Annotated in this window: 11 protein-coding genes; 2 read left to right on the top strand and 9 right to left on the bottom strand. The window is 48.7% G+C overall.

Annotated elements, in window-relative coordinates; all coding sequences use genetic code 11:
• Positions 1–59 precede the first annotated feature (59 nt).
• From mukB to cmoM, 4 genes are read right to left on the bottom strand one after another with little or no spacing between them, the layout of a single operon-like run.
• Positions 60–4,520, bottom strand: coding sequence for a chromosome partition protein MukB (gene mukB, locus R3289_RS06285; RefSeq protein ID WP_318924641.1), 4,461 nt, complete (start codon positions 4,518–4,520; stop codon positions 60–62).
• Positions 4,520–5,245 carry a chromosome partition protein MukE gene (gene mukE / locus R3289_RS06290; protein ID WP_318924642.1) on the bottom strand — a complete coding sequence of 242 codons (726 nt, stop codon included), beginning with the start codon at positions 5,243–5,245 and terminating at the stop codon, positions 4,520–4,522. The genes mukB and mukE overlap by 1 nt, the downstream gene beginning before the upstream one ends.
• Positions 5,226–6,548, bottom strand: coding sequence for a chromosome partition protein MukF (mukF, locus tag R3289_RS06295; RefSeq protein WP_318924643.1), 1,323 nt, complete (start codon positions 6,546–6,548; stop codon positions 5,226–5,228). The genes mukE and mukF overlap by 20 nt, the downstream gene beginning before the upstream one ends.
• A gap of 31 nt (positions 6,549–6,579) precedes the next feature.
• Entirely contained in the window at positions 6,580–7,356 is a 777-nt protein-coding gene (cmoM, locus tag R3289_RS06300) for a tRNA uridine 5-oxyacetic acid(34) methyltransferase CmoM (RefSeq protein ID WP_318924644.1), read from the bottom strand.
• Between the two features lie 120 nt (positions 7,357–7,476).
• Here cmoM and elyC point away from each other — a divergent pair, with 120 nt between their 5' ends.
• Positions 7,477–8,322, top strand: coding sequence for an envelope biogenesis factor ElyC (gene elyC, locus R3289_RS06305; protein WP_318924645.1), 846 nt, complete (start codon positions 7,477–7,479; stop codon positions 8,320–8,322).
• 85 nt (positions 8,323–8,407) lie between these two features.
• Here the strand turns inward: elyC and kdsB are convergent, their stop codons facing one another.
• The 5 genes from kdsB to R3289_RS06330 all read right to left on the bottom strand — a co-directional run bounded on the left by kdsB (position 8,408) and on the right by R3289_RS06330 (position 14,571).
• Positions 8,408–9,154: a 3-deoxy-manno-octulosonate cytidylyltransferase gene (gene kdsB / locus R3289_RS06310; RefSeq protein WP_318924647.1), complete on the bottom strand. Its 747-nt coding sequence runs from the start codon at positions 9,152–9,154 to the stop codon at positions 8,408–8,410.
• Positions 9,154–9,333 carry a Trm112 family protein gene (locus R3289_RS06315; RefSeq protein WP_107281432.1) on the bottom strand — a complete coding sequence of 60 codons (180 nt, stop codon included), beginning with the start codon at positions 9,331–9,333 and terminating at the stop codon, positions 9,154–9,156. Before R3289_RS06315 ends, kdsB begins: the two co-directional genes overlap by 1 nt.
• On the bottom strand, positions 9,314–10,348 hold the full coding sequence (gene lpxK / locus R3289_RS06320; protein ID WP_318924648.1) for a tetraacyldisaccharide 4'-kinase: 1,035 nt from the start codon (positions 10,346–10,348) through the stop codon (positions 9,314–9,316). The genes R3289_RS06315 and lpxK overlap by 20 nt, the downstream gene beginning before the upstream one ends.
• Positions 10,348–12,105 (bottom strand): lipid A ABC transporter ATP-binding protein/permease MsbA, encoded by a 1,758-nt coding sequence (msbA, locus tag R3289_RS06325; protein WP_318924649.1) that lies wholly within the window; start codon positions 12,103–12,105, stop codon positions 10,348–10,350. The genes lpxK and msbA overlap by 1 nt, the downstream gene beginning before the upstream one ends.
• 123 nt (positions 12,106–12,228) lie before the next feature.
• A complete protein-coding gene (locus R3289_RS06330; protein WP_318924650.1) occupies positions 12,229–14,571 on the bottom strand; it encodes a DNA internalization-related competence protein ComEC/Rec2 in 2,343 nt (780 codons plus the stop codon).
• A gap of 94 nt (positions 14,572–14,665) precedes the next feature.
• On the opposite strand from R3289_RS06330, the gene R3289_RS06335 reads away from it, so the two are divergent.
• Entirely contained in the window at positions 14,666–15,178 is a 513-nt protein-coding gene (locus tag R3289_RS06335; RefSeq protein ID WP_318924652.1) for a DUF2062 domain-containing protein, read from the top strand.
• Positions 15,179–15,252: the final 74 nt, after the last annotated feature.

Below are 15,252 nucleotides of genomic sequence, written 5' to 3' on the forward strand. Positions count from 1 at the left end.
ATACTGGCCTTGATTATTAATTACCCAGCTAACAGATAATCATTTTTTGTCGGTTGGAATTAGATAGGATCCAGCTCTAGTACTTCCTGAATATTACGTTCAGGTTTAGCCTCTTGACCAAATCCACGCAGACCCACCACATGTACGTGCTCGCGGTCTTTGAAGATCTTACGTACCAGCTTGTAGGTGGTGCCTTTTTCCGGACTGATATTCTCTGGCGCCGCAATCAATAACTGCATATCGAGACGATCGCACAACTCGAATAAGGTAGCGATTGATTTGCCATCCAGACGGGCCGCTTCATCAAGGAACAGCAGGCGACATGGAATGATATCTTTACCACGCAGACGACGTGATTCTTCTTCCCAGCTCTGTATTACCATCAGCAGGATTGCCTGACCGGTACCGATCGCTTCACCCGTTGACAATGCGCCCGATTCGGCTTGTAGCCAGCCGTCTGTACCGCGGTTAACTTCAATACTCAGTTCCAGGTAGCTGCGGTAATCCAATAGCTCTTCACCCATGATCTGTGGTGAGCGCTGGCCCATTTCGATATGCGGATTCAGACGCTGGAACAACTTAGCGATGGCTTCAGAGAACGTCAGACGGTTATTACCGAACAAATCCTGATGCTGATCTTGCTGTTCAGCCAGACCTGTCAGTAATGATTCGTGGGTATCCCGTACCTTCACGTTCAGTCGCACGCCATTAACCTGACCAAAGCCAATATTTTGCAGACCCTGGTTCAGCATACGAATGCGGTTCTGCTCGCGCTGGATTGTCTTGCGAATGATATTAGCGACAGAATCAGAGCTGATTGCCAGACGCTGTTCACGCGCGGTCAGTTCTTCCGTCAGGCGGGCCAGTTCCACTTCCATCTCTTCAATCGCTTCAACCGGATCATCGGTACGGATAATGTCATGACGGATCCGTTCGCGAAGATGCTGATACACTGCGATATAGAACAGTACTTTTCGCTCCGGACGAGACACATCTTCTGATGCACGTAATGCATCCCGCAGATCTTCGTTATTAGCAACAGCAAGACGCAGAGCACCCAGTGATTTATCTGACAGCGAACGCAGTTCATCGGCAGACATGTACGCCATTTCACGGCGGTGCAAGCGGCGTTCAACATCACTTTCGCGCGCCAGGCGCAATACTGCGCACCAGCCTGCTTTGGCATTCACCACCAGCTTGCGGATATCCTGGTAATCTTTACCGACTTTGCGCAGACGCTTGATCAAGCCTTTCATTTCAAGCTCGATGGATGTGATTGCTTTTTCCAACAGGCTTCGACGAGCACGTGAGCTATGCAGGCGCTCATTGAGTTCATCGCGACGTACACGCGCCCGCTCTTCTGCTTCGAGATCGGCACGCACACCCAGTTCCAGCAGTTCACGTTCAAATTCCTGAACGGTTTCCTGTTTTGCCTGATGCGAACTCTTCAGTGATGCAAATAGCTGGTTGTACTGGTTCATCTGAGCACGCGCTTGTTTCAGGCTTTCACGGCAGCGGGTACGTTCACGCTCTGCGGCAACCAATTTCGCCTTCAGCTGCTCATTCAGCTCTGAGCTCTTATTGAGCAACTCAACAGAATCGGCATAACCGAAGTGGTGACGACGCTCTACCAAATCAGCAACCGCAAACATCTGGGTTTTCAGTCGTTGAAGTGTGCTGTCCGCTTCAACATAATTTGCTTGCAGGGCATCAAATTGCTCAGGATCGGCATCAAGGGCAGAGATCAGACCTTCAAGCTCAGTAATGGCCTTACCATGACGATCAAGGTAATTACGCGCTTCATCAAGGTATGATAACTGTTGCTCAACGTCGGCGAAACGTTCGGCTAAGGTCTCATCTTCCAGCAGGTTAACGACCGGATTCAGTTTACCCAATAAGGCTAAACCTTCACGTGCCGCGGCAAGTTGGCTACGTTGCTGCAACTCTTTGGCATCGACATCGGTCAGTTGACGTACCGCCTGATTACGCTGGTCACGAGCGACTTTCAGCTGAGCTTCAGGATCGGCATTGAAGGCCACGCCCATATGGATTGCTACAAAGCTATTGAAGCTCTGGTACAGACGTTGCAGTTTCTGCGAATCAAATGCGGCTTTTGCATGATTTTCAACAACGTGATCACGTTCGTCACGCAGCTGTTCCAGACGTTGCTCTCGAGCTGCACGACCAAACAACGGGACTTTAGGAAAACGCGAATAACGTAACTGGCGATCATTAAGATGAACACATACCGCGCCGTCCAACTCGTCGACATCAAAACCACTGTCATCAAATGAATCAACATCACCTTCGATGATATACAAATCATCCGGGCAATCATCCAGGGCGCTCAATTTCTCTTTGATGCCTTTCAGATCGGGAACGACGATGGCGTGACGGGACGGGCCATACATAGCACTGAAATACGGCGCATCGGCCAGAGTAATATCATCATAGATTTCTGAAAGCAGGCTGCCACCTAAGCTCTCAGCCAATCCGCTCAGACGTGAATCATCACTGCCACCCGGCAGAGCAAGGCGCTCAATACTCTCTTCAAGCTGCTGCTTACGCGCGGCCAGCTGGTCACGGTTTGCTGATGCTGTACGCTCTTTATCCAGCGTCGCCTGCATAGCGTTCATCACAGCCTGGCTATCGAACAACTCTAATTCAGACTGTTCCGCCAGCTTTTCTAACGCGTCAGATGCGCTGATCCATGCCGGGGCCTCGGCTTCCAGCGTTTTGATCTGGGTAGCCAATGTTTGCTCATGACGGCGCAGATCGCTGCGTTGTTCAACCAGCAGATCTTGTTCTTGCTCCAGGCTTTCCAGTGACGCTTCGTGACGTGCCTGCTCTTCAGCCAGCGCCAGTTCACTGTCAATCGCCGTGGCAAAACGCTTACTGTAAGTTGCAGCCAGCTCTGTTGCCTGGCGCTGATTGCGAACACTACGGTCAAGATCGCGATACTGTGCTTTGAGCTGCTCTCCACGTTCAGCAACGTTACGAAGCTGACGGGTACGGTCAATCAGTTCACGTGCTTTGCTACCCGCCGTCGTACGATCAGTCACACCGGCGATCGTGGTTACAATCTGCAGGCCTTTATCAAACTGCTGCGCTGCTGCTGATGACATATCCAGCTTATGTTTCAACGCCAGTAATGCGGTTGTTTGTAATTCTTGCTGCTGCTTCAGTTGAGAAAGCACTGCGGGTGCGTTGTCAGCAAGCAGCTCATCATCACCAGACAGCTGACGGGCTTTTTCAAGCGCCTTAACAGCCTGCTGATACTGCAGTGCCCGTGTCTGCTGCATATCCAGCGCTTGCTGATAATCAGCCAGCTGGGTTTTCAGGCTATCAACTTCTTCTTCCGTCAGCTGAGCCTGTTCTTCCGTCATCGCAAGTTGTTCGGCGGCTTCTTCCACCACCATCACTTGCTCTTCAAGACGTTCTGTCAGCTCTTCCAGATCGTCTTTATAGCGCTCGATTTTTTCTTGCTGACGAACGGCGGTTTGTACGAGTTGCAGATGATCTGAAGCCGCCTGATGATCCTGCTCCAGTGCCCCTTCGCGCTCTGTCAGCTCATCAAGTTCGCCGGTCATATTGATCAGCGATTGTTGCTGATCGCCTAAAATCTGGCGTGAACCTAATAGTTCGCCACGCAAACTAAGCGTTTTTTCCAGCTTCTGACGACGCTCATTGGCATGGCGCATATAATCCGCTGCCACGTAATTGGTCGCTTCGGTGATCAGGTGCTTAAACAGGTCACGGTCGCTTTGTGTCAGCTTAATCGCTTCCAGCGTCATACGGTTTTCACGCAAGGCCGCTTCCATATCCTGAAAGGCTTTCTTAACACCGGTATTTTGTGGCAACAGGTAGTCACGTAGGGAACGGGTAATGGCACTGGAAATCCCCCCGTAAAGTGACGCTTCAATCAAACGGTAGAACTTAGAGCGATCCTGGCTGTTACGCAGTTTCTTCGGCAATACACCGAATTCAAACATTTGGACATGGTAATCGGTTACCGAGCTAAATGCTTTGAACTGCACCCCCTCATATTCGCTAACGATTTCTTTTACTTCGTTAATTTGACGAACACGCGCCTGGTTTTCAGACAAGGTCTCAACCAACAACTCGGTTGGCTTGATATGTGAGGGTAAGCCTTGAATGATAAACGGCTTAATATCGACTTTTTTGTCTCGACCCGCCACTTGTTGCAATTTTACTGCAAAAACAATGCGCTGCTTTTTCGAGTTAACCACATCAAGGGCCGCATAACATGCGCCGGGTTTCAATTTACCGTGCAGGCCTTTATCACGCGAGGCATTCGAACTGCCAGCTTCCGTGGTATTACGGAAGTGAAGCAGGCTTTGATCAGGGATCAGGGTGGTAATAAAAGCGGCCATGGTGGTGGACTTACCCGCACCATTACCACCGGATAACGTGGTTACCAGATTATCAATGTCAAAAGTACGGGCAAAAAAACCATTCCAGTTGACCATTGTGAGTGATTGATACTTACCGCGTTCCATTAGGCTTCGCCCTCCAGTCCTGCGTACTCAGTTTCTAATTCTTGTTGCTCTTTGCCATCGAGCAGGCTTGACTGGCTAGGCTCTTGCTGATGAACAACGGCTTCACCATCACGGATCAGACGCAGCTGAGCTTCACGGACATCATCCCCGGTACGTACATCAGCACCAAAGCGGAATACTGCTTCGCTGATCCGGAATTTACCATTTTCGCCGACAGGGATTATCATACCGATTCGACGAAGACGACGAAGTGAGGTTTTCACTTTGTCGTACAGTTTTTCACGATCTAAGTCTGAACCACTCGCCCGGTTAGTCACCAGCTTCATCAGCTTGTTCTCATCAGCCAGTGCCAGTAATTCTTCGAACATCTCCTGATTGGTGAAAATCCCTTCATGGGCCAGACGCTCAGGGCTAAGGTAAAGGAAACACAACACTTTACCCACCAGCATGTCAATTTCAGACAGAACCGAGCGGCTGATCAGTGACGTTGAACGCGGGCGAAGATATAAGAAACCTTCCGGCGCGCGTACCAGTTCCGCATTATAGCGGCGGTAGAACATACCCAGCTCTTGTTCAAATTCAATCAACAAAGCATGGTTGTCTAAATCTTCGCTGGAAATATGGCGTCCAGAACGAAGTGCATTATCCAGCGCCGGAAAAAGTGGGTTAGCAATTGCTTTTGCCAACTTTTCAGGCATGAATTCTTCAATATTTATCGATGACATTGGCTTGTACCTTGGCTCCGTATTCATTAATCGCTTCCCAATCAGGCTGAATCGCATTGAAATCCGATTCTGAGTAACCGAGTCGTACTGCCTGATCAACCACAATTCGCGCTAAATCAAAATGTTGCGCGTATGGGTGTTGAGCCAAATAATCTTTCAGAAGCAGGCTCAAATTAATGGCTGCACCTGTCTCTTTATGGGCTTGTAGCATCTCGGCAACCTGCCCAGCAAGCTGATCATTGACGAGGCTGAGTTCTTCAAATTCCATCTCTTCCGGCACGATACCGGTGACTTCATCATCACGTAATATCAAGGATTCATCACGCATATCCAGTAAGCGATCGGCATCGGCATAGGTCAGTAACCACGGATCATCGAAATAGTCGGTCACAGACTGGCGTAAGCGTTGACTGAAGGCCCGGTTTTTATCCATATCAATCGCGGTTCGAATGAACTTATGCACATGACGGTCATAACCAATCCACAAATCAATAGCTTGCTGGCCCCAGTTAATGATGCGATCTAGCTTCATCTGCAGAATGAAGATCATTCCATCAATGAAATCTAACTCCGGGTTACCCTGCACTTCTTCCTGGATTGCCAGTAACTGACTCTGCAATTGATCGCCTGCAGCCTGCAAAGTATCTTGCAGTTCTCGCAGCGTACTGGACGTTTCATTCAGCAGGCTTTCACAACTGGTAATCGCCGCACGCCAGTCCTGATTCAACAGCTCAGCAATATCCGTTTTCACTTGTTGCTGTTGTTCATCCATGGTGCGCTGGTTTAAATCGATTCGGTCGAAAATTTCAGCGACCGAATACTTCAGTACCGCGAAAACGTCCTGACGCCAATGTTTTTCATCGCCGCCCTCTTTTGCTGCCTGAGCCGCTTTGTTAATTTCATTGGCCACCATCGCTAACTGAATCGACAGTTTCAGCGTCGAATATTCACGCTGGCGGATGTAGTAATCGGTAATGCCCAAGGCAAGCGGACTCAGACGGTAAATACTTACACCGTCGGTTACGTCACTGGTAAAACGCGTAATCAAGCGCTGACGGACCAGTTCATTTATGGCGTTATTGGCACGAAAGGCCAGGGTTTCATTCGACTGATCGAACATATCGCTCACGATGCGGAACGCATCAACCAGTTCGCTTTCCCCTAATTCTTCATCAAAGCGATCGCCGCTTAAGACCGCAATCGCCAACAAGAACGCCAGCCGCTCAGTTGGCAGGTTAAGCGAAAAATCATGTTGCTTAACCCAGTTAACCAACTCGGGAACGGTCTGGGATACTTCACTCATCCGTTGTCCTTATTGCTGTCATATCATTTTCTTAATAAGGCTTCTGGGCATACACGTGAATGTAGCGGCCAAGAGACAAATAGGGTTCCTGACGACAAAGCCGTTGCTCCATCTCAAGAACTTGTTCAAAACTGTAATCACCGATCATATGGTTTTGCATATAGTCGTGAAAGGTACGTACGCCCGTTTTGCCTAAAATCGCTAACCCTGATTTTTCCAGGCAACTATACACCTCTTCAGGTTTGATACCTTGTTGTGGCTGTAATTTAAAACGCTTACGGTGAGGCATGCCTTCTTCGATATGCGTCAAATTGCCACAAACAAGATTTTTAAACAGCAAGCCGTTGTAGTTATAAAACATGACTGAGATAATTCCGCCAGGTTTTACTTGCTCAAGTAGCGTCTCAAGCGCAGCCATTGGCTCAGCCAACCATTCCATGACGGCATGAAATAGCACCAGGTCAACAGGGTGTTCAAGATGCTCGCCAATCTGTTGCACCGGACAATGAACCAGACGATATTGCTCAAGCAGATCCTTTTTAGCAATTTCTTGCTCTGCTAATTTCAACATTTCACCAGAAAGATCACATAAAGTAACGTGATGACCTCGCTGGGCAATTTTTTGTGACAATTGGCCAATCCCACCGCCGGCATCCAAGATACGTAACGGTGTGGCTTCATTGAGCACAGTAAGAATCTGCTCTATGTCTTGCCAGACGACTGTCTGGCGGATCTGCCCTTTGGCAGTTCCATAAATGTTTTTCGCAAATTTTTGCGATAAATCATCAAAATTTCGATCTTCAATCACGTCAGCTTTACGTTATGATGGCGACTCTAAAAATGAGGCTTATTTTCTCACAAGCGTTAAAGGAATAAAGGCTTGTGATGCTTTTTCAAGCTCAACTGCTGAAATTTCGGACTACATTGCATGTTTGAACTAAAAAAAATGATATCTGCTTTACTCATGCCCTTACCCGCGATGCTCATTCTCGGGTTCATCGGGCTATTGGTGTTATGGTTTACCCGACGAAAAGGTCTCGCATCATGTTTTATTGCTTTTGCTTTTTTGGGCATCTTCCTCGTCTCCTTCCAGCCGGTTGCAACCAGCCTGCTAAGGCCGCTGGAGCGTGAGCATCACCCATTTGTTCCGTCTTCAACCCCCGTCAACTACGTTATGGTGCTGGGTAGTGGCCATGTTATCGATAAGGCGATGCCGATCACCTCGGAACTTTCCCGCACGGCCTTAATGCGCCTGGCCGAGGGAATACGGATCTATCGTTTATTCCCGGGGTCAAAACTGATCCTGTCGGGCTATGGCGGCGGTACCGGGATAAGTCAGGCTCGAATGATGGCGAAAGCCGCTCTCGCGTTAGGGGTCAACAAAACAGATATTTTACTGCTGGAAACCGCTCGTGATACCTGGGAAGAAGCCTTCCAGGCGGCATCTGTCGTCGGCAGCAAAAAACTGGTGCTTGTCACTTCTGCCAGCCATATGTCGCGAGCATTATACGAGTTTAAACAGGCGGGTTTGAACCCAACCCCAGCACCAACTAATTTCCTGGCAAGCAACAAGATAAAGCAACCTTGGATAAGGTACGCGCCTAAAGCGCAATATCTGGAGCAAACAGAACGTTACTGGCATGAAACCATGGGGCAATGGTGGCAACAGCTACGTAGTATGGCAACGGATACCAAAAAGACAGAATCTCGCAATCACGTCAATGACAACCCGGCAGAAATGTTACTGGGCGATGCAGAAATACAGACGCCTTAGCTCAACCTTTAAAGCAAAAGCTGCCTGCTCTTTCCACGATATAAATAAGAAGGCCATCCAATCGGATGGCCTTTTTGTCTGTCGTTTAACCGAGTAATGCCCTGACTTTTTCAAGGTCTTCCGGCGTATCGACACCTGCTGGCGGTGCATCAATAGCGACATCAACATGGATTTTTTCGCCGTACCAAAGCACACGAAGCTGCTCTAATGCTTCAATTTTTTCCAGTGCGCTTGGCTCCCAATTAATATAGGTGTTAATAAAACCGGCCCGGTACGCATAGATACCAATATGACGCATCAGGTTATGATGAATTTCTTGGGGGCGCTTGGCATAGTTATCACGATCCCAGGGGATCGATGCCCGGCTGAAATACAGCGCGTAGCCATCTTTATCCGTTACAACCTTCACTGCATTTGGGTTAAAGACTTCATCAGGCTGATCTATCTCAACGGCCAGTGTCGCCATTGGCGCACTGTTATTAGCAAGGTTATCAGCCACCTGACGAATGATCGTATCAGGGATCAATGGTTCATCACCTTGCACGTTAACCACGATGTGGTCGTCAGCCAGTTGATACTTCGCGACAACCTCAGCCAAACGCTCGGTACCGGACTCATGGTCGGCCCGGGTCAGACACACTTCGCCACCGAAGCCTTTCACCGCATCAACAATGCGCTGATCATCGGTTGCCACAATAACCTGCTCGGCACCGGCTTTGCTTGCTTGCTCATAAACCCACTGAATCATCGGCTTACCACCAATGTCAGCCAGTGGTTTGCCAGGCAGACGGGTCGACTGATAGCGAGCAGGAATGATAACCGTAAATGACATTATTTAACCTCGTCAGAACTTAGCGTACGGGCTTCTACTTCCAGCAGCACAGGAATGCCGTCCTTAATCGCATAAGCAAGACGATCGAACTTGCAAACCAGTTCACTCTTATCTTTATCGTAGTTCAATTTGCCCTTACACACTGGGCATGCCACGATTTCAAGCAGACGATGATCCATACTCTTCCTTTACCTCAATAATCCGGTTAATAATGGCCTGCGCATCAGATTCTGGCAGCACTGCATCTACAGGTAGATACCACCAATTTGATTGTGCGAAAGTGTGGCATTTCACCGCATCTTTCTCTGTCATTACTAAATGCAGCCCCTGCTGGGCCAATTGGTTTAATGCATTCTCTGAAAATGCCTGATGATCAGCAAAAGGCTGGCAATGAACAGGGTTCACTCCCAGCTCGTTCAATGTATTAAAGAAACGTGGCGGATGGCCAATTCCGGCCATTGCGACAATATCGTCGAGCTCTGTTACGGCGCAACGCGATCCGGTTTTCAGATTAATGAGCTGCGACGGCTTAAGTTGCATCGGCGCTTCGCCAGCCTGAGCCGGTCCACCATTACAAATCAGAAAATCAACGTCGGTTAATCTTGCGCAGGCTTCACGTAGCGGCCCCAACGGGATCAGCTGCTGATTACCAAAGCGGCGCTGACCATCAATGACGACGATTTCAATATCCCGTGCCAGGGCGTAATGCTGCAAACCATCATCAGTAATAATGACATCGACATCATATTCAAGCAGCATTTTGACCGCTTCAGCTCGTTTGGGCGAAACAGCAACAGGGACCCCTGTTCTGCGGCTGATTAATACCGGCTCATCTCCGGCAATGTCAGTTGCGGTCTCTTTATTTACCAAATACGGGTAATACGGTGCTTTTCCGCCATAACCACGGGAAACAACGCCAGGTTTGAAACCCTGAGCCTGTAATTGCTCCACGAGCCAGACAACAACCGGCGTCTTACCATTACCACCGGCGGTAATATTGCCCACCACAACAATGGGCAGTGGCGCGCGATATGATGCTTTCTGACCCGATTGATACTGCATACGGCGTCGCTGACCGATCAAACCAAACAGTTTGCTCAGCGGCCACAATAACGGCCACATCAACACAAATAATAGCAACAACAGCCCGCGAGGCTGACGCTGGAACCAGATTTTTTCAATAAGCGTAGCCATTAATCACCAAATTGAATGCGATGAAGTTGGGCGTAAGCACCATCACGTTCAATCAGTTCGGCATGTGTGCCACGTTCGATAATTTCACCGTCGTCAACCACCAGGATCTGGTCGGCATTTTCAATCGTCGACAGACGGTGGGCAATCACCAATACTGTACGATCTTTTTGCAGCTCATCCAGCGCCGACTGGATGGCACGCTCCGATTCGGTATCGAGAGCAGAAGTTGCCTCATCAAGGATCAGGACCGGTGCGTTACGCAGTAACGCACGTGCAATCGCTAAGCGCTGGCGCTGACCGCCAGAGAGACTGACACCATTTTCACCAATAACGGTATCAAGCCCTTTATCCATATCTTTGATGAAATCCATCGCGTAAGCCAGTTCAGCGGCCTTTTCAATATCAGCGCGGCTATACTTACCACCACTGGCATAGGCAATATTATTAGCGATGGTGTCGTTAAACAGATGAACATTTTGCGAGACAACCGCGACCTGATCACGCAGGTTTGACAGCTTGTAGTCACAGACATTGTGACCATCTAAACAAAGCTCGCCAGAATCAATGTCATAAAAACGGGTCAACAAGTTGGCAATAGTACTTTTACCGGAACCGGAACGCCCGACCAGAGCCAGTGTCTTACCTGCAGGAAGCGAGAAACTGACATTGCGTAATGCCGGTGTATCTTTGGTTGGATAGGTAAAGCTGATATTTTTCGCTTCAATATCACCTTTCGCGCGCTCAACCTGATACTGGCCGTTATCTTTTTCAGCATCCAGATCCATCAGCTCAAACAGGGTCTGACAGGCCGCCATACCGCGCTGGAACTGTGATGTGACGTTAGTAAGGGCTTTTAATGGACGCATTAAGCCAAACATAGCACCGAAAACCACCGCAAAAGTACCTGGCGTTAGCTCTGCCCGCATCGACTCTGAATTCGCTAAGACAAGAACAACAACCAGCGCACACGATGCAATAAGCTGAATGACCGGGTTGGCCGTCGCCTGAGCCGATACCAGCTTCATCGTCTGCTGGCGCATGCGATTGCTTACCGAATCGAAACGTGCACTCTCAACCTGTTGGCCACCATAACTTAATACTACTTTATGGCCCTTCAGCATTTGCTCGGCAGAGGATGTGACTGATCCCATCGCATCTTGCATATTTTTGGAAATTTTACGGAAACGCTTTGATACCACCCGAATGCTGATTGCGACAACAGGCGCAATAACCAGTAAAATAGCGGACAACTGCCAGCTGTTCCAGAACATCAGAGCCATCAAACCGATGATTGAAGCTCCTTCACGTACCATGCTCACTAATGCACTGCTGGTGGCGGCTGCTACTTGCTCTGAATCATAGGTAATGCGAGAGAGAAGTGCACCTGACGATTCTTTATCAAAGAAGCTGACAGGCATTTTCATAAAGTGATTGAACAACTGGCGACGTAAATTCATCACCACATTGCCGGAGACCCAGGAGAGGCAGTAAGTCGAAACAAAACCACTGATACCACGCAGGAACATTAATCCAACTAAATAAAATGGCATCATGGTCAGAAAATCTGACTCTATCTGATCGAAGCCACCAAAACTTTCATCAAGAAGCGGCTTTATCATCGAAAGCATCAGGGTATCACCCAAAGCATTAATGATAAGTGCAACGACCGCAACCGTTAAACCGGTCTTATAAATGCTGATATATGGCCAGAGTCGCTTATATGTATCCAAGGTGGATTTTTCTGTAGATTGCGTCATTAACATCAGTTTTTCTTAAAAACAATTCCGCCTATTCTACTCCTAACCGGCGAATGCACCAAATAAGTTACAGCATCTATGTTTAAGTCGGCTAATTTTCGAACAAGCATTAATCATTTGTATTTAATCGGAATAAAACAGGCGTCGATACCAGGTATCAGAAACATCTTGCCGATATCGCTGAACATCAAGTTCACCGTTATTGATTGTTATTGATACCTGCCCTGTTTCTGCAGTACTTAGCCAGGTTGTTCCTTTTGCTAGAAACCGCTGTTTTACCTCTTCGGATGGCAGCTGCCAGGGATTATGTTTTGCGACGGAAACCAATGCATAATCAGGAGACATACCCGCCAGCCAGGTATCCGTCGAGGACGTCGTACTGCCATGATGGGGAACAAACACAATATCGGGGTTGAGATCTGGCACCTGACGAGCCAGCAACAATTCAGATATTGCATCAATATCCCCGGTAAACAGCACTGTCGTCGGCATTGTTTGGCTAATTGCCTGATCGCTGACTTGGATCACACACGAATGCGGGTTGGCAGCACGCGATACCCTTTTCGGAGGCCAGAGCACGCTAAAGTCTAACCCTTCCCATTGCCACTGAGCGCCTTTTATACAGGAAAGAAAACCCTCTCGATAATCACTGCTTCGCTTCCAACCCGGTTGAAAGCGCTCTATCACTTGCCTTGCACCACCAGCGTGATCGCCATCAGCATGACTTAAAATAAGACCATCAAGCTGATAGACCCCCTTGTGACGCAATACAGGTTCTATGACGGCTGAAGCTATGCTGCCCTGCTCCCACCTTTCACCGGTATCATACAAGACAACCTTACCATTACGTTCGATCAGTATCGCAAGACCGTGCCCGACATCAAGCATCTCTATCTTCCAGTCCGGTACTGATAGTTCTGGCACTCCAGACTGAACAAATAGCTCGGCGCGCCAGGTGATAATAACCAGCATTACCGAAAGATGCAGCCACTTAAATAACCGCCATGGCAGAAACCATAACAGCAGCGATCCGACCATTGCCCCCCAGACATATGGCAACCATTGTGATGATACTGCCCACCAGGTTCCTGCTGATAAATCCGCTAGCCACATCACCGGGTAAAGCGTCAGATCGGCAAGTAGCCACAATAAATCCGACAGCCCCGGCCACCATAGAGTCGAGACAGCAGCTAACACCAGAGGTACCGTTAAGATGCTTACCCAGGGCACCGCAAAAAAATTAATAACCGGGGCAACAAGAGAAACCCCGCCAAACCACTGCCACTGTAGCGGCAGCATAAAAACCAGCAATGCGCATTGCAGCAGGGCCAGCACCTTCACTTTGCTCCACCACAAATCCCGTGTTTGTGCTGCCGATGGCCGAGCCCTCATACCGCTGATATTAGCCAGATATAGAATCATCACTGCTGCAAACGACATCCAAAAACCGGCGGCATACGATCCCAATGGGTTAAGCACTAAGCAACTTGCCAGGGCGATGATAAACACTTGCCAGCCCGCCCAGTGTGCCCGAAACCGGATTAACACCACGACAATGCTACTCATCAGCAAGGCGCGCTGAGTCGGTAAACTAAACCCCGCCAGCCACGCATAACCGAAGGCTGCCCATAAACCGCACCATAGCGGTAACCAAACTAAGTAATCGCGCTCTGGCAACAGCGCTTTCACTTTGCTTCCCAGCCCCCAGCCAAGCAGCATTGCCAGGCCGATATGCAAACCCGAGATAGCCATCAGATGTGCTAATCCACTGTCGCGCAAACGCGACCAATCTTGCTCACCTAAGGCATCCCGGACGCCAAAGCTCAGGGCTATCAGGAATGGCATATGGTGTTTATCCGCCAGTACGACCATTGCCCGATCAAAAACAAGCTGTCTCAGGGTTCGTGAACCATGGGCATGATCGCCGTTACGGACATCAGCCGGTATTAATTTATGGCCTGACTTAACAGTACCCCGGCCATGAAATCCATGCCCGATATAGTACTGCTCAGCATCAAATCCGGCACTGTTTAAACGCCCGTACGGGCGGCGCAATTGCACCTTGAGCTGCCAGGTTTCACCTTGTTTCAAATCAGGTGCTTGCGGCCAGTCAAGACGCACGTGCATAGGGTAGAAAGAGGGGGCGGGTTGCTTATTAAGCGATATAATAATGAAATCTATTTTAGAACTGGGGATCTTTTCATTTAAAAGGCTACTAACCTGGCCAACTATGGTAATATTTCCGCGCTGAATCGGTATTGTTTTTACCGCAGTTGAATAGCTAACTGCTGCCAAACTAGCCAAAAGAGCGCCAAAAGTGGCCCAGATCAACAAACGGGTTCGCGAATAATAAGAAACTATACCACTGATCATTATGGCTGTAACAAACCACAAGGACTCTGGAATAAAGAGCCACCAATGAAGTGATAAAAGCCCCAAAGCAATACCGAAAGCGACTTGATTCATCCCTGTATTGCCTTAGAGGCCATAACGTTTAAAACGGTGAGTTTTAAAACCATTACATTTCAGAACCTTTGTTTTTAATAACATATGTATAACGATGCCAAGACTATTTATTAAACGTTTCTTGCCCAGCCATGAGCTTATCAAGCGCCAGAAAGCGCTGAAGATATTTGGCAATGTACTGTATAACCCCAATTTATGGTGCCTGAACCGCCGCTCGGCATCGGGGGCTTTTGCTGTCGGTCTGTTTATGGCATTTGTTCCCTTGCCCAGTCAGATGATCATGGCTGCAGGGTTGGCCGTTCTTCTTGGTGTAAACCTTCCTTTGTCTGTCGCTTTGGTGTGGATCAGTAACCCAATTACTATGCCCGTACTTTTCTATTGCTCCTATAAAGTCGGGGCCTGGCTGATGAATACGCCCCATCAGCCATTTCACTTTGAACTGTCCTGGGAATTCCTGCTACACCAGATGAGCCAAATTGGTCCTCCATTCCTGTTGGGCTGCTTTGTCAGTAGTATGCTGTTCGCCCTGCTGGGTTACTTTGGTATCCGGGGCTTATGGCGCTATTCTGTCGTTCGAAGCTGGAACAAGCGTAAAACCCGCGATTAGTATAAACACTGGTATAAAACCGTATACAACAAACACTTCAGCCCCGTTATCCTGAAGTGAGAGTGGATTAACGC

Source organism: Photobacterium sp. (assembly GCF_033720175.1).
GTDB lineage: Bacteria > Pseudomonadota > Gammaproteobacteria > Enterobacterales > Vibrionaceae > Photobacterium.

Bases quoted from the DNA above. Each gene is read 5' to 3' on its own strand.
- R3289_RS06335 (WP_318924652.1), top strand. From the start codon at position 14,666: ATGCCAAGACTATTTATTAAACGTTTCTTGCCCAGCCATGAGCTTATC.
- R3289_RS06315 (WP_107281432.1), bottom strand. From the start codon at position 9,333: ATGGATCATCGTCTGCTTGAAATCGTGGCATGCCCAGTGTGTAAGGGC.
- msbA (WP_318924649.1), bottom strand. From the start codon at position 12,105: ATGACGCAATCTACAGAAAAATCCACCTTGGATACATATAAGCGACTC.
- R3289_RS06330 (WP_318924650.1), bottom strand. From the start codon at position 14,571: ATGAATCAAGTCGCTTTCGGTATTGCTTTGGGGCTTTTATCACTTCAT.
- mukF (WP_318924643.1), bottom strand. From the start codon at position 6,548: ATGAGTGAAGTATCCCAGACCGTTCCCGAGTTGGTTAACTGGGTTAAG.
- mukE (WP_318924642.1), bottom strand. From the start codon at position 5,245: ATGTCATCGATAAATATTGAAGAATTCATGCCTGAAAAGTTGGCAAAA.
- kdsB (WP_318924647.1), bottom strand. From the start codon at position 9,154: ATGTCATTTACGGTTATCATTCCTGCTCGCTATCAGTCGACCCGTCTG.
- elyC (WP_318924645.1), top strand. From the start codon at position 7,477: ATGTTTGAACTAAAAAAAATGATATCTGCTTTACTCATGCCCTTACCC.
- mukB (WP_318924641.1), bottom strand. From the start codon at position 4,520: ATGGAACGCGGTAAGTATCAATCACTCACAATGGTCAACTGGAATGGT.
- lpxK (WP_318924648.1), bottom strand. From the start codon at position 10,348: ATGGCTACGCTTATTGAAAAAATCTGGTTCCAGCGTCAGCCTCGCGGG.